The organism is Sulfitobacter sp. SH22, from assembly GCF_965641905.1.
In the GTDB taxonomy this organism is placed as follows: domain Bacteria; phylum Pseudomonadota; class Alphaproteobacteria; order Rhodobacterales; family Rhodobacteraceae; genus Sulfitobacter.
The window spans coordinates 1,044,062-1,057,758 of sequence record NZ_OZ282573.1; the positions used below are offsets into that span (position 1 = coordinate 1,044,062).

Genomic DNA, 13,697 nt, shown 5'->3' on the forward strand with positions numbered 1-13,697 from the left:
CGAGACCCCCGACGAGGCAAAACCGGAAAGGTATAAAGACATGGCTCTTCCAGAGTTCTCCATGCGCCAATTGCTTGAAGCAGGCGTACACTTCGGCCACCAGACGCAGCGTTGGAACCCACGTATGGGTCCGTACATCTACGGCGCGCGTAACGGCATCCACATCATGGATTTGACACAGACTGTTCCAATGCTGGACCAGGCCCTGCAGGTCATCCGTGACACCGTCGCCAAAGGCGGCAGCATTCTTTTCGTCGGGACCAAGCGTCAGGCCGCACAGCCTATCGCCGATGCCGCCGAAAAATGCGCACAGTATTACATGAACCACCGCTGGTTGGGTGGCACATTGACCAACTGGCAGACTGTTTCCAAGTCGATCCAGCGTCTGAAGTCCATCGACGAGCAGTCCGAAAACGGCTTTACCGGCCTGACCAAGAAAGAGCGTCTTGGCATGGAGCGTGACCAGTTCAAACTGGAAGCATCCCTTGGCGGTATCCGCGAAATGGGCGGCCGTCCTGACCTGATCTTTGTCATCGACGTGAAAAAAGAAGCACTGGCAGTCGCCGAAGCCAACAAACTGGGTATCCCGGTTATTGCGGTTGTCGACACCAACTGTTCGCCAGACGGCATCGACTACATCATCCCGGGCAACGACGACGCGGCACGCGCCATCGGCCTGTATTGCGACCTTGCAGCACGTGCAGCACTTGACGGCATGTCCGCTCAGTTGGGTGCAGCTGGTGTAGACATCGGCGCAATGGAAGAAGCACCTGTAGAAGAAGCATTGATCGGCGGAGGCGTTGAAGTCGGCGCAGCATCTTCCGAAACTGTTTCCAACGATGCAATGGGCGCAGATGCACCACTGGACATCGAATCCAAGCAGGACACTGTTGAAGCAGCTAAGTCCTAAGAGACTGTGCTGACAGGCGGGCAGGGGACCATTCTCTGCCCGCCAAACACACCAATCATTTTTGAGACATGAGAGCAGGCATCACCTGCCCCTCGTATCATCCCAATTCAAGGAGAACCAAAGCGATGGCAATCACAGCATCCATGGTCAAAGAACTGCGCGATTCCACCGGCGCAGGCATGATGGACGCCAAAAAGGCGTTGACTGAAACAGACGGCGACATGGAAGCGGCCGTTGACTGGCTGCGGACCAAGGGTCTGGCCAAAGCGGCCAAAAAATCCGGCCGTACTGCTGCTGAAGGTCTGGTCGCGGTTAAAGTCGAAGGCGGCCACGGTGTTGCAGTCGAAGTTAACTCCGAGACCGACTTTGTTGGCAAGAACGCTGATTTCCAGAAAATGGTCTCCGGAATCGCAGATGTTGCGATCAACGTTTCCGACCTTGACGCGCTGAACGCGGCCGACATGGGCGGCAAGCCCGTTTCGACCGTCATCACAGACGCAATCGCGACAATCGGCGAAAACATGTCGGTGCGCCGCATGCAGTCGCTCGATGGCGACCTTGTTGTATCCTATGTGCACAACGCTGCTGCACCTAACATGGGCAAAATCGGTGTTCTGGTCGCAATGACCGGCGGCGACGAAGCGCTTGGCAAACAGATCGCGATGCACATCGCCGCTGTTAACCCTGCGTCCTTGTCCGAAGCAGATCTGGACCCGGCAGTTGTCGAGAAGGAAAAGCAGGTTCAGATGGACATCGCACGCGAATCCGGCAAGCCAGAAGCCGTGATCGAAAAGATGATCATTGGCCGTATGCAAAAGTACATGTCCGAAGTGACATTGCTGAACCAGGCATTCGTTGTGAACCCTGATCTGACCGTTGGTGCCGCTGCAAAAGAAGCCGGCGCGACCATCACAGGTTTCGTACGTCTGGAAGTTGGCGAAGGCATCGAAGTCGTCAAAGAAGATTTCGCGGCAGAAGTTGCAAAAGCCGCCAAAGGCTAAGCAATCCGATACCAAGATTGAGGGGCGGGGGCGCAGATGCGCTTCCGCCTTTTTCGTTTCGGGCTTTTTCCGTTTCAGATCAGCCGATTACTTGGCAAAATGCCCTTTCAGAGCATCCAACGCCATCACATAGCCCTGTGCCCCGAACCCGCAAATCTGCCCCAATGCAACGGGCGCGATATAGGATTTGTGACGGAATGCCTCGCGGGCGTGAATATTGCTCAGGTGGACTTCGACCACCGGCAGTTCAACCGACGAAATCGCATCCATCAACGCCATCGACGTATGTGTATATGCACCCGCATTCAGGATAATCCCGGCATGGGTGCCTTTGGCCGCGTGAATAAGATCAATCAACACACCTTCATGGTTCGATTGCTCGAACCCAAGCGCAAAGCCAAGCGTGTCAGCGTGGGTCCGGCACATGGCCTCGACGTCTGCCAAAGTGGTTGAGCCGTAAACCGCTGGCTGCCGCGTGCCAAGAAGGTTCAAGTTTGGTCCGTTCAGGATCAGAATAGATGTCATGTGCCATGCCTTTTATCGTTGTGCCGCACGCCTATCACAGGCGCGAAACCCTGTTTAGTCTTTCTTTTCAGGGAATTCGACCGGTCCCCCGTGTTTTTCCCATGTCGAAAACCCCTCGCGCAGATGTGCCGCCTCGAACCCCATATCAAGCAGGGTCGCGGTGGTGATGGCCGACCGCCAGCCCGACGCGCAGTAAAAGACGAATGCCTTATCCTCGCCGAAAACCGGCTTGAAATACGGGCTTTCGGGGTCGATCCAGAATTCGATCATGCCGCGTGGCGCATGGAAACTGCCCGGAATATAGCCGCTGCGCTGGCGTTCGCGGATGTCGCGCAAATCAACGATCACCACATCGGGGGCGTCGATCATCGCGATCAGATCGGGGGTTTCGACCTCGTTAATCCGGGCGCGTGCAGCATCCACCATCTGCGCAGCCGTTACTTTTAATCTGGTCATTCTTTATCCTCTCAAGGCAGATCAACTGGGCTGAAACCCGCACCAAAACCTGCGAAAACATTGCATTGGCAGCGGTGTTGTGGACTATGACAGCAGATCACAGGACGTAAAGACAAGGAAATGCACAGCAGATGAACTATCCCGCTTTCGAGGCAGATCAATTCGCGCTCCAGAACGATATGGTAGAAAGATACGACCGCGCATTCCGGCAGTTTTCCAATCAGGAACTGGTTCGCGTTTTCCATGAAATGATCGCTTTGGAAGACGTCACATGCATCCTTGAACTTGGCGCGCACCGTGCGCCGACATCAAAACGCTTTGTGCGCGCCCAGGAAGGCCGCAAAGCCGTCGCGATTGAGGCGAACCCGTTTAACTATGCGAAATTCGGGCCGCTGGCCGAGGATGTCGGCGTTTTGTACCTGAACTATGCGCTGACCGATAAAACAGGCCCGTTGAATCTGGTGCTGAGCGATTCAGACCGCGACCGCAAACGCGGCCACACAAAGACGTCGAACTCGATCCTGTTGAATCTTGATTTCGGCCGCACGAAAAAAGTCGAAGTGCCGGGCATCACCTTTGACGATCTGGAAAACGAAGCCGCGTTCAAGGAATATCTGCCGTCATTGACGGACACGCGCGCTGCCTTGTGGATCGACGTCGAAGGGGCGCTGAGCCAATTGCTGGATGGCGCAAAGACCGCGCTGCCCAAATGCCTGTTCGCCATGGCCGAGGTGGAACGCGTCGAACGGTTCGAAGGACAAAAAACCGTAGAGCATGTCGCCAAACAATTTGCCGATCTGGGTTTCTATCCGTTCTTGCGCGACAGTGAGTATATGCCGACACAGCATAACGTGATCTTTGTGAACGGGGCGCTTATCAAGTCACAGAAATTGGCAGACATAAAAGGCGGTTTTATAAACAGGATCAAGAGCTTCACACCAGAAGCTAATGCATAAGGTAAGGTTAATCAGCGCGGGCTTAGCATCCCCTTACATTACATAATACTGATTATAAGTAACTTCCAACCACCAGCGGCACATTCTATACTGGGTTGCGAAATTTCCCCTATCTTGCTGGAAAGCAAGGAGAATGAAAGATGGCCCATACAGAGCTAAACCTGCGTGAACGGCGCACGATCGAGGATATGTTGAATGTTAAAATGTCAGTCGGTGAAATCGCGGCTGAGATTGGCAGGCATAGATCCACAGTCTACCGCGAGATCAAGCGCAACTATTACAACGATGAAGATATCCCTTATCTGAATGGGTATTATGGAGTTAACGCGCAGGACTATGCCACGGATCGACGCGCGCGCCGTCGCAAACTGGTACGCCTGGATGGGTTGCGCAAAGCTGTGATCAAACAGCTCAAAGAAGGTTGGTCACCCGAACAGATCGCAGGCCGATTGTACTTCGAGGGTCAGACCGTGCGCGTGAGCCATGAGACGATCTATGCCTACGTTTACGGCCCCGATGGCCAATCCAGAGAACTTGCCCGCTACCTGCCAAACCGCCGCAAGAAACGAAGACCGCATCATTCGCGTAAGCCACGTGGCCTTGTGTTTCCACCGGATCGATCCATCCATGAACGACCAGACTACGTTGATACCCGCGAGACGTTTGGCGAATGGGAGGGTGATCTGATGATCTTCGAGCGTGCTCAAGGCAAGATGAACGTCGCCTCATTGGTCGAACGCAAGACGCGCTTTGCCGTCCTGTTCCGCAACAACGACCGCAGCACGACGCATCTGATGAACCGGCTCATGGGCGTGATGGAACCCCTTCCCCAGCCAGCCCGTAAATCCATCACCTTTGATCGTGGGATTGAGTTCAGGAACTGGCGTGAACTCAAGCCAGTGATCGGAACAGAGGCCTGGTTTTGTGATCCACAATCACCTTGGCAAAAGGGTTCAGTGGAAAACCTGAACAAGCGAGCGCGTCGATATCTGCCACGTGACGCGCCCGTGGCCACGCTAACAAATCGGGACATGAAGTCGATTTGTGATCGCTTGAACGGCACCCCCAGAAAGTGTCTAGGATGGCGCACCCCAACCGAAGCCTTCAGAGAAGAACTGATGAAACTGAGATAGCGGAAACCGTCGCAACGACCCTTGAGAATCCACCCACCCCGCAAATACGTGCAGCCTGTTTGATGCAATCCCGTCATGCATCACACGGCTAGACGCACTTAGTTTTATATATTCAGATCAAAGCCTTGCGGGCTTACCCTAACGCATACCCTGCACCGCGCACCGTGCGGATCGGATCATTGCCACCATTCTGGGTCAACGCTTTGCGCAGCCGCGCGATGTGCACGTCAACGGTGCGCGTATCAACATAGATGTCGCGGCCCCAAACGTGATCCAGCAATTGATCGCGGCTGAACACGCGGCCCGGTCTTTCCAGAAATGTCACCAGTAACCGGTATTCTGTCGGCCCCAGTTTCAACGGCTGGTCGGCGCGGCTCACTCGGTGGGTTTCGGGATCAAGGGTGATGTCGTCAAAGCTCAGCGGCGCACCCCCTGTCGAAGGCCGTACACGACGCAACTGGGTGCGTACACGCGCCATCAACTCGCGCATGGAATAGGGTTTGACCACATAGTCATCCGCGCCCGTCTCAAGCCCGCGCACGGTGTCCACTTCCTCGGATCGCGCGGATAGCATGATCACGGGGATATGGCGCGTATCCTCGCGGGTTTTCAGCTGGCGGCAAACTTCGATGCCGCTCAGCAATGGCATCATCCAGTCCAGGATCACCAGATCGGGCAAGGCTTCGGCGACCAGCAGCATCGCTTCTTCGCCATTCTCGGCGCGCCGAACCTCGAACCCCTCGGCCGACAGGTTATAGGCCAGAACTTCGCGCTGTGCCGGTTCGTCTTCGACCAGCAAGATCTGAGGCTGCGCCACCGACATGACCTACCCCTTGAGCTGGGTCGATGTATCGTCGGCTTTCACCCGGTCTTCGTCGGGATGCGTGCCCGTGACCAGATAAACGACCTGTTCGGCAATCGACGTGACCAGATCACCCATGCGTTCCACGTTTTTGGCGATGAAATGCAGGTGCATGCACGACGTGATATTGCGCGGGTCTTCCATCATAAAGGTCAGGAATTCACGGAACAGCGCATTGTACATCTGGTCAACATCGGTGTCGCGCGCGATCACATCCATCGCCAAGGCCGCGTCACGTTGCACATAGCTGTCCAGCGCGTCTTTCAGCATCGCCTCGACGGTTTTGCACATCCGCCGGATCGCACCGGTGCTGTCGCTGACTTCGGGCAGTTGCGCCAGAACCGTATTCCGCTTGGCCATGTTTTTCGCATAATCGCCAATGCGTTCAAGGCTGGCGCTGATCTTGATCACGCTCAGGATCAGACGCAAATCAATCGCTGTGGGCGCGCGCAAGGCGATGATGCGGGCGGCACGTTCGTTGATCAGCTCTTCGAGGGCATCAATGGCCTTGTCCCCTGCCCGCACCTGTGCGGCCAGTTCTTCGTCGCGGGTTTCAAGCGATTGTGCGGCCAGCCGGATGGCGTCTTCGACCATGCCGCCCATTTTCATGATCTGCGCTTGTACGGCTTCCAGATCGCGGTCAAAAGCTGAGGCAATGTGTTGATCTGACATGATATTATCCAATCCGGCCTGTGATATAGCTTTCCGTCCGAGGGTCCTCGGGCGATGTGAAAATCTTGTCTGTTTCGCCGTATTCAACCAGATGTCCGAGGTGGAAAAACGCGGTTTTCTGGCTGACACGCGCGGCTTGCTGCATCGAATGGGTTACGATCACCACCGAATAATCCTGGCGCAGCTCGTCGATCAGTTCTTCGACCTGTGCGGTGGCAATCGGGTCCAACGCCGAACAGGGCTCGTCCATCAGCAACACTTCGGGTTCGGTCGCAATGGCGCGGGCGATGCACAAACGCTGCTGCTGCCCGCCTGACAGGCCCGTACCGGGCGCTTGCAGGCGGTCTTTGACCTCGTTCCAGATCGCCGCCCGTTTCAGCGCACGTTCAACGATTTCATCCAGCTCTGTTTTGTTGCGGGCCAGACCGTGGATGCGTGGGCCGTAAGCGACGTTATCATAGATGGATTTCGGGAACGGGTTCGGCTTTTGGAACACCATCCCCACCTTGGCACGCAGCTGTACGGGGTCGACATTGCTGTCATAGATGTCTTCGCCATCAATCAGGATGTCCCCTTCGACGCGGCAGATATCAATCGTGTCGTTCATCCGGTTGATACAGCGCAAGAACGTCGACTTGCCGCAGCCGGACGGGCCGATAAAGGCGGTGACCGTCTTATCCTGAATCTCGACCGAGACATCCTTGATGGCGTGGTTTTCGCCGTAATAGACCTGTACGTTACGGGCCGAGATTTTGATCTTGTCTGTCGTCACGTCGACCTCCGGAATATAGTTATCTTTCATAGCCTTACCGCCCATTCTACCAGCGCCGCTCGAACCTGCGCCGCAGCATGACGGCAATGGCGTTCATGGTCACAAGGAACACCAGCAAGATGATGATCCCGCCCCAGGCCCGCTCATAGAAGGCAGGGTCGGCACGTTTGGCCCATTCATAGATCTGCGCTGGCATGGCCGAGTTCGGGTCCATCAGCCCCGATGCGATCCCGTCTGGCGGGTTCGATGCGATGAAGCCCACCATACCGATCAACAACAAGGGCGCGGTTTCACCCAAGGCCTGCGCCAGACCGATGATCGTTCCCGTCAGAATGCCCGGTGCGGCCAAGGGCAGCACGTGGTGGAACACCGACTGCATCTTTGACGCCCCTACCCCCAACGCCGCATCGCGGATGCTGGGCGGGACGGATTTCAGCGATGCACGGGTCGAGATGATGATCGTGGGCAAGGTCATCAGCGTCAACACCAGCCCGCCCACCAAGGGGGCGGAGTTTGGCAAATGCATGTAGTTGATGAACACGGCCAGACCCAGAATACCGAACACGATCGACGGCACCGCCGCGAGGTTCGAGATGTTCACCTCGATGATATCGGTGATCAGGTTCTTGGGGGCGAATTCCTCAAGATAGATCGACGCGGCCACGCCGATGGGCAGCGCCAGCGCCAGCACCACCAGCATCATGAACAGCGACCCGATCATCGACACGCCCATGCCAGCTGCCTCTGGCCGGGCATCGGATGCGTCGGCACCGGTGATGAACGCAAGGTTAAAGCGCTTTTCCAGGGCACCGTCCTTGACCAGCGCATCGACCAGATCCAGTTGAGCGGCGTTGATATTCTTGTCGTTGGCGATGCTTTCGCGGGTCACACGCCCCTTCATATATCCGTCAACGCGGCTGTTGGTCAGGAAGCGGAACTGAACCGACGTCCCGATCAGATCGGTGTTTTCCAGCACAAAGTCGCGCAATTGGGCGGCGGCGTCCTTGGACAGCAACGCGGCCATTTCCTTGGGTTTCAGATCGCTCTCGACAGCGCTTTCAGCGACCTTTTTTTCTAGCGCGGCAGCCATCAGGGGGGCGTATCCAAAGGTCGACACCTTTTTGATGTCCTGCAGATCGCGGTTGCCCTTTTTGTCCAGCTTTGCCTCAAGCAATTGCACATCCAGCGTCAGAAACGTCTGTTGAAACGCACCTGTCCCGCGGCCGATGATGGTCACCAGCAAGATCACCAGCATCAGCAGGCCCACCGAAATCGCGGCAATGCCATAGGCCTTGAAACGGGTTTCGGCGCGGTTGCGTTTGACGGTGCGCGCGTCCTGACGCAGCAGCGAATTCTTTGGCGTCGCGTTTGGCATGTCGGTCATTCGTACTGCTCCCGGTATTTGCGCACGATATAAAGCGCCAGCACATTCAGCCCCAGCGTCAGCACAAACAGCGTCAGGCCAAGGGCAAAGGCCACAAGGGTTTCAGGGCTGGCAAAGTCGGTATCGCCGGTCAACTGGCTGACAATGCGGGTGGTGATGGTCGTCATCGCCTCGAGCGGGTTCGGCGATATGCGGGCGATGGCCCCTGCCCCCAGCACCACGATCATGGTTTCGCCAATCGCACGGCTGGCCGCCAGCAAGATCGCCCCCACGATGCCCGGCAGCGCCGCTGGCAGCACCACCTGGCGGATGGTTTCGGAATGGGTGGCACCCAGCCCGAATGACCCGTCGCGCAAGGATTGTGGCACCGCGTTGATGATGTCGTCGCTCAGCGAGGACACAAAGGGGATCAGCATGATGCCCATGACCAGACCGGCGGTCAGCACCGATGTGGCCCCGCTCATCCAGTCGACGCCCAGAATGCCGTCTTCGCCACGCCCGAACAGGTTGACCAGAAACGGCCCCACCGTCAGCAGCGCGAACAGACCATAGACGATTGTAGGAATACCGGCGAGGATCTCCAGCAGCGGTTTGGCCACGGCGCGGACTTTGCTGTTGGCATATTCCGACAGATAGATCGCCGCGAACAACCCGATGGGCACCGCCACCAGCAGCGCGATGATCGAGATATAAAGCGTGCCCCACAGCAGCGGCAGGATCGACAGATCGCTATCCCCGCGAAAGTTCGGGGCCCATTTGGAGCCAAGAAAGAAGTCCTGCCACGGGTGCAGCTTGAAGAAATTGATTGTCTCGAACAGCATCGAGAACACGATCCCAACGGTTGTCAAAATCGCCAGTGACGCCGCGACGATCAGCAGGCTCAGGACAAAGCGTTCGACCATATTGCGGGCGCGGAATGTTTTGGTGGTTGCGCGCAATGCGATCAGCAAGCCGGCAATCGCAATCAATGACACGACTGCGGTCATTAGCACTTGCCCCGTCGATTGCATTCCGCGGTAGCGCTGTGCGGCGGCCAGTACCTCGGCGGTGACATCCGACCCCAAAGCAACCCCCGTCCCCGCAAGGACAGAGCGCACGTCATCCGCCGCCGTCAGGGCCTTGGCCGCATCCGCCGTCAGCGCGCCGGACTTGACCGCGCCATTCAACCCGTCGGCCACGCGGCGCACATCGCTCATCACCAGATTGACCGAAGACCCTTCGGACACAGCGCTGGAAGGGATCATTTCAATCACGGCATTCTGGATCAGCACTGGCTGCAACAGCATCCAGATCACCAGCACGAACAAGGCCGGGATCGCCGTCAGCATCGCGGCGTTATAGCCATAGTAGCCGGGCAAGGAATGCAGTTTTCGGGCGTCGCCCCCGGCCGATGACATCGCGCGGCTGCGCGCGGAAACATAGGCAATGCCGGTCAGGATCAGAACCGCAAGAACCAGCAGCGTGGTTGGTGCCACATTTAGAAAGTTGCTCACGTATGGCCCCCCGGTCGTACCCGTCTAGAACGGGTTGTCGTATTTCAAATCTTGGCAGTCAGCAGCAGACAGCCCGGAGAAGCAGTAACGCTCCTCCGGGTCATTTCAAAGAAGTTTAGGAACCGCCGCCCAAAACAGTTTCATTTGCAACTGTTTCTTGAACTGTGACCAGCTCCGGGTCGGACACAAGGCCGTATTCAGCCAAAGGACCATCAGGGCCCGCGATTTCATCGGCAACGAAGAATTCAGCGTATTCTTTCAGGCCCGGGATAACGCCGATATGCGCTTTCTTGACGTAAAAGAACAACGGGCGCGATACAGGGTAATCACCGGTCGAGATGCTTTCGACGGTTGGCTCGACGCCGCTCATTGTCGCAACGCTCAGCTTGTCTGTGTTGTTCTCGTAGAACGCCAGACCGAATACGCCGATGCCGTCTTTGTTGCTCTCGATGCGGGCCAAGGTCTCTGTATAGTCACCGTCGATGTCCACGGATGTGCCATCGGTGCGGATCGCGATACAGGCTTTCTCGGCGGCTTTCTTGTCGTCGCCATTGGCCGCCTTGAACACGTCGAAATCACCTGTGGCTTCACAACCGGCCAGGATCACTTTTTCCTCGAATACTTCGCGTGTGCCGTGCTTGGTGCCCGGAATATAGGCCTGGATAGGCTGGTCAGGGAAGCTCGCGTTGACTTCGTTCCAGTTCTTATTGGGGTTTGGCACGATTGCACCGTCAACAACGATGGTTTCGCTCAGCGCTTTGTACCAGTCTTCGGGTGTGAATTCGAATGTGTTGCCATTGATATCGGATGCAAACACGATGCCATCATAGCCGATGCGCACTTCGATGATGTCGGTCACGCCGTTGGCGGCACAGGCTTCAACTTCGGAGGATTTGATCTGACGCGATGCGTTTGCCACGTCGATCGTATTTTCGCCTACGCCTTCGCAAAACCGCTTGAGACCCGCCGAGGAGCCGCCGGATTCAACGACCGGTGTCGGGAAATCAAAGTTTTCGCCAAACGCTTCGGCGACGATGGACGCATAGGGCAGAACGGTGGAAGAACCGGCAACCTGTACCTGATCGCGGGCAACGGCAGCCGTTGCACAAACGGCGGAAATGGCCAGAGCGGATGTAGTGATTTTAACGAGCGACATGATGTCTCCTGTCAGCTTTGAATTCTTGACCACCCCCATGGTGATCTGGGTGCAGCACTACGGGGGCTACGTTTGGCTTTTGTGACACCAGTGTTACAGTTTTATGACATGGCAAGAAATCAAAAAGATTTCACGGCCCCGCTGCGCCTGATGCAGCTTATGCAGCCCCCAAAGGCATGTCCAAAGGCAGGATAACCGTGAATTGGCTGCCTTTTCCAAGCTCGCTGGTGATTTTCAGCCGTCCGCGATGCCGGTTCAGGATGTGTTTCACAATCGCCAACCCCAACCCCGTACCGCCAAGCGCACGGCTGCGGTGGCTGTCGGCGCGGTAGAAACGTTCGGTCAGGCGCGGGATGTGCAACGGGTCAATGCCGGGGCCGTGGTCTGTGACCGTCACCCGCACCGCAGGTCCGCGCAACGACGGATCACGCAGGGTGGTTTCCACGTCAACCTCGACGGTTTTGCCCTTGCCACCGTATTTTATCGCGTTCTCGATCAGATTGGTGAACACCTGCAAAAGCTGGTCCGAATCCCCGATCAACGGCAGTTCATCATCGGCCATGCGAGATACCAGCGTCACGTCAGCCTCGACCGCCAAGGGGTTCAGATTGCGCAAGGTCGATTGCACCACATAGCGCAGATCGACCTTTTGCGTGGGCCGCAGGCGTTCTTCGGATTCGACCCGGCTGAGGGACAAAAGATCGCCCACCAGACGGTTCATGCGTTCCGCCTCTCCGGTCATGATCCCCAGAAAACGGTCGCGGGCGGGCGCGTCATCGCGTGCCGGGCCGCTCAGGGTTTCGATGAACCCCATCAGCGCGGTCAGCGGCGTGCGCAATTCATGGCTGACATTGGCCACAAAATCGCGGCGCATCTGGCTGGCCTTGGTCACTTGGGTAATGTCCTGAAAGCTGAGCAAGACATAATCGGTGCCGGCGACCTTGCTGACATGGACCTGAAACCGCGTGTCATTGCCGCCGTTAGTGGCCAGATAATGGGCCTCGCGGGGGGTGCCATCGCGCTGGCATTGTTCCACCGCATCCACCAACGTGGGCTGGCGCAAGACGTTGATATAATGGCGGTCCAAGGCGGCGGCCCCGACAAGGGCCTGCGCCGCCGCGTTCATCGCAACAATCCGTTCCGCACGGTCAATTGCAAGGGTCGGCAAAGGCAAAGCCGCCAGCAGATCAGGCAAAAGCGGGCGGATCGCCATGTGCTAGACTGGCTTTAGATCGCGGCGGAACCGGCGGGCGTTTTCCTGATAATGCAGCGCGCTGGCGGTCAGACCGGCAATGGCAGCCGCATCCAGATCGCGCACGACCTTGCCCGGCGCACCCATGACCAGCGACCCGTCAGGGATCACCTTGTTTTCCGTAATCAGCGCCCCTGCCCCGATCAGACAATTCTTGCCGATCTTGGCCCCGTTCAGGATCGTAGCCCCCATACCGACCAGCGAATTATCCCCGATGGTACAGCCATGCAGCATCACCTTGTGACCGATAGTGCAATTTTCACCAATGGTCAGCGGGCAGCCCGGATCGGTGTGAAACACACAGTTTTCCTGCACATTGCTGCCTTTGCCGACCTTGATCAGCTCGTTATCGCCACGCAGGGTGCAGCCGAACCAGACCGACGATCCGGCCTCGAGCATGACATTGCCGATCACATTTGCATCGGGTGCCACCCAGGCATCGGCATCTACGGTGGGGCTCAAATCGGCCAGGGCATATAGGGTCATTTCGTTTCCTCGAATTCAGCTTGCAACGCGCGAACATGATCCACCAGATTTGGCTGTTGTGAAAGCCGCAAACGCTCGGCGGTGATAATCGCCTTCAGCCGGGCCTCGGTATCGACCAGATCGTCGTTGATCAAAACATAATGGTAGCCATCCCAATGGCTGATCTCGTCCCAGCTTTTCTCCATCCGCAAGGCGATGGTTTCGGCATCGTCCTGACCGCGGGTTTCAAGGCGGCGGCGCAGTTCCTTGATCGAAGGCGGCAGGATAAAGATCGACAAGACATGCTGTTTCAGCGCCGAATTGCTGATTTGCTGTGCGCCCTGCCAATCGACGTCGAACAACACGTCGCGGCCATTGTCGATAGATTTTTGCACCGGCCCTTTGGGCGAGCCGTAGTAATTGCCAAAGACCCGCGCGTGTTCCAGCATCTCGCCGTCATTGACCATGCTGCGGAACTTGTCTTCGTTGGTGAAAAAGTAATCCTTGCCGTCGATTTCGCCCACACGCGGCGCGCGGGTGGTGGCCGAGACGGAAAATTGCAGCGATGCATCCCAGTCACGCAGCTTGCGTGCAAGGGTGGATTTCCCCGCCCCCGAGGGCGAGCTGAGGATGATCAAAAGGCCGCGGCGGTCGCTCATG

Annotated in this window: 15 protein-coding genes; 4 read left to right on the top strand and 11 right to left on the bottom strand. The window is 57.1% G+C overall.

The features are described from left to right. Nucleotides 1-40 precede the first annotated feature (40 nt). Nucleotides 41-910 carry a 30S ribosomal protein S2 gene (gene rpsB / locus ACSQ13_RS07095; RefSeq protein WP_176249089.1) on the top strand — a complete coding sequence of 290 codons (870 nt, stop codon included), beginning with the start codon at nucleotides 41-43 and terminating at the stop codon, nucleotides 908-910. Between the two features lie 125 nt (nucleotides 911-1,035). Then, nucleotides 1,036-1,911: a translation elongation factor Ts gene (gene tsf, locus ACSQ13_RS07100; protein WP_176249090.1), complete on the top strand. Its 876-nt coding sequence runs from the start codon at nucleotides 1,036-1,038 to the stop codon at nucleotides 1,909-1,911. 87 nt (nucleotides 1,912-1,998) lie between these two features. On the opposite strand, the gene aroQ is transcribed toward tsf, so the two are convergent. Beyond that, complete coding sequence (gene aroQ / locus ACSQ13_RS07105) at nucleotides 1,999-2,436, bottom strand: type II 3-dehydroquinate dehydratase (protein WP_176249091.1); 438 nt, start codon at nucleotides 2,434-2,436, stop codon at nucleotides 1,999-2,001. A gap of 54 nt (nucleotides 2,437-2,490) precedes the next feature. Next, nucleotides 2,491-2,892, bottom strand: coding sequence for a rhodanese-like domain-containing protein (locus ACSQ13_RS07110; RefSeq protein WP_176249092.1), 402 nt, complete (start codon nucleotides 2,890-2,892; stop codon nucleotides 2,491-2,493). 131 nt (nucleotides 2,893-3,023) lie between these two features. Here ACSQ13_RS07110 and ACSQ13_RS07115 point away from each other — a divergent pair, with 131 nt between their 5' ends. Both ACSQ13_RS07115 and ACSQ13_RS07120 read left to right on the top strand, forming a co-directional pair. Further along, a complete protein-coding gene (locus tag ACSQ13_RS07115; protein ID WP_295510156.1) occupies nucleotides 3,024-3,848 on the top strand; it encodes an FkbM family methyltransferase in 825 nt (274 codons plus the stop codon). Nucleotides 3,849-3,988: 140 nt separating this feature from the next. After that, complete coding sequence (locus ACSQ13_RS07120; protein ID WP_295510153.1) at nucleotides 3,989-4,981, top strand: IS30 family transposase; 993 nt, start codon at nucleotides 3,989-3,991, stop codon at nucleotides 4,979-4,981. A 133-nt stretch (nucleotides 4,982-5,114) separates the two neighbouring features. Here ACSQ13_RS07120 and phoB read toward each other — a convergent pair whose 3' ends face one another. From phoB to gmk, 9 genes are all read right to left on the bottom strand, one after another. Then, the gene (gene phoB, locus ACSQ13_RS07125; protein ID WP_295508955.1) at nucleotides 5,115-5,804 is read right to left on the bottom strand and encodes a phosphate regulon transcriptional regulator PhoB; all 690 of its coding nucleotides are present in this window, start codon (nucleotides 5,802-5,804) and stop codon (nucleotides 5,115-5,117) included. 3 nt (nucleotides 5,805-5,807) lie between these two features. Next, nucleotides 5,808-6,515, bottom strand: a complete 708-nt coding sequence (gene phoU, locus ACSQ13_RS07130; RefSeq protein WP_176249095.1) for a phosphate signaling complex protein PhoU — start codon at nucleotides 6,513-6,515, stop codon at nucleotides 5,808-5,810. A 4-nt stretch (nucleotides 6,516-6,519) separates the two neighbouring features. Beyond that, a complete protein-coding gene (gene pstB / locus ACSQ13_RS07135) occupies nucleotides 6,520-7,317 on the bottom strand; it encodes a phosphate ABC transporter ATP-binding protein PstB (RefSeq protein ID WP_295508959.1) in 798 nt (265 codons plus the stop codon). Nucleotides 7,318-7,333: 16 nt separating this feature from the next. Then, the gene (pstA, locus tag ACSQ13_RS07140; RefSeq protein ID WP_176249097.1) at nucleotides 7,334-8,671 is read right to left on the bottom strand and encodes a phosphate ABC transporter permease PstA; all 1,338 of its coding nucleotides are present in this window, start codon (nucleotides 8,669-8,671) and stop codon (nucleotides 7,334-7,336) included. Further along, entirely contained in the window at nucleotides 8,668-10,164 is a 1,497-nt protein-coding gene (gene pstC / locus ACSQ13_RS07145) for a phosphate ABC transporter permease subunit PstC (protein WP_295508963.1), read from the bottom strand. Before pstC ends, pstA begins: the two co-directional genes overlap by 4 nt. Before the next feature lie 115 nt (nucleotides 10,165-10,279). Beyond that, nucleotides 10,280-11,320, bottom strand: a complete 1,041-nt coding sequence (locus ACSQ13_RS07150) for a substrate-binding domain-containing protein (RefSeq protein ID WP_295508966.1) — start codon at nucleotides 11,318-11,320, stop codon at nucleotides 10,280-10,282. A gap of 157 nt (nucleotides 11,321-11,477) precedes the next feature. Beyond that, nucleotides 11,478-12,533, bottom strand: coding sequence for an ATP-binding protein (locus ACSQ13_RS07155; protein ID WP_176249099.1), 1,056 nt, complete (start codon nucleotides 12,531-12,533; stop codon nucleotides 11,478-11,480). Between the two features lie 3 nt (nucleotides 12,534-12,536). Then, nucleotides 12,537-13,058 (bottom strand): gamma carbonic anhydrase family protein, encoded by a 522-nt coding sequence (locus tag ACSQ13_RS07160; RefSeq protein WP_295508970.1) that lies wholly within the window; start codon nucleotides 13,056-13,058, stop codon nucleotides 12,537-12,539. Further along, the gene (gmk, locus tag ACSQ13_RS07165) at nucleotides 13,055-13,696 is read right to left on the bottom strand and encodes a guanylate kinase (RefSeq protein WP_176249101.1); all 642 of its coding nucleotides are present in this window, start codon (nucleotides 13,694-13,696) and stop codon (nucleotides 13,055-13,057) included. Before gmk ends, ACSQ13_RS07160 begins: the two co-directional genes overlap by 4 nt. Nucleotide 13,697: the final 1 nt, after the last annotated feature.

What these genes read in the sequence shown, in the direction of transcription:
- ACSQ13_RS07110 (WP_176249092.1), bottom strand. Translation starts at nt 2,892, where the DNA reads ATGACCAGATTAAAAGTAACGGCTGCGCAGATGGTGGATGCTGCACGC.
- tsf (WP_176249090.1), top strand. Translation starts at nt 1,036, where the DNA reads ATGGCAATCACAGCATCCATGGTCAAAGAACTGCGCGATTCCACCGGC.
- gmk (WP_176249101.1), bottom strand. Translation starts at nt 13,696, where the DNA reads ATGAGCGACCGCCGCGGCCTTTTGATCATCCTCAGCTCGCCCTCGGGG.
- rpsB (WP_176249089.1), top strand. Translation starts at nt 41, where the DNA reads ATGGCTCTTCCAGAGTTCTCCATGCGCCAATTGCTTGAAGCAGGCGTA.
- pstA (WP_176249097.1), bottom strand. Translation starts at nt 8,671, where the DNA reads ATGACCGACATGCCAAACGCGACGCCAAAGAATTCGCTGCTGCGTCAG.
- ACSQ13_RS07120 (WP_295510153.1), top strand. Translation starts at nt 3,989, where the DNA reads ATGGCCCATACAGAGCTAAACCTGCGTGAACGGCGCACGATCGAGGAT.
- ACSQ13_RS07115 (WP_295510156.1), top strand. Translation starts at nt 3,024, where the DNA reads ATGAACTATCCCGCTTTCGAGGCAGATCAATTCGCGCTCCAGAACGAT.
- phoU (WP_176249095.1), bottom strand. Translation starts at nt 6,515, where the DNA reads ATGTCAGATCAACACATTGCCTCAGCTTTTGACCGCGATCTGGAAGCC.
- pstB (WP_295508959.1), bottom strand. Translation starts at nt 7,317, where the DNA reads ATGAAAGATAACTATATTCCGGAGGTCGACGTGACGACAGACAAGATC.
- aroQ (WP_176249091.1), bottom strand. Translation starts at nt 2,436, where the DNA reads ATGACATCTATTCTGATCCTGAACGGACCAAACTTGAACCTTCTTGGC.
- ACSQ13_RS07150 (WP_295508966.1), bottom strand. Translation starts at nt 11,320, where the DNA reads ATGTCGCTCGTTAAAATCACTACATCCGCTCTGGCCATTTCCGCCGTT.
- ACSQ13_RS07160 (WP_295508970.1), bottom strand. Translation starts at nt 13,058, where the DNA reads ATGACCCTATATGCCCTGGCCGATTTGAGCCCCACCGTAGATGCCGAT.
- ACSQ13_RS07155 (WP_176249099.1), bottom strand. Translation starts at nt 12,533, where the DNA reads ATGGCGATCCGCCCGCTTTTGCCTGATCTGCTGGCGGCTTTGCCTTTG.
- phoB (WP_295508955.1), bottom strand. Translation starts at nt 5,804, where the DNA reads ATGTCGGTGGCGCAGCCTCAGATCTTGCTGGTCGAAGACGAACCGGCA.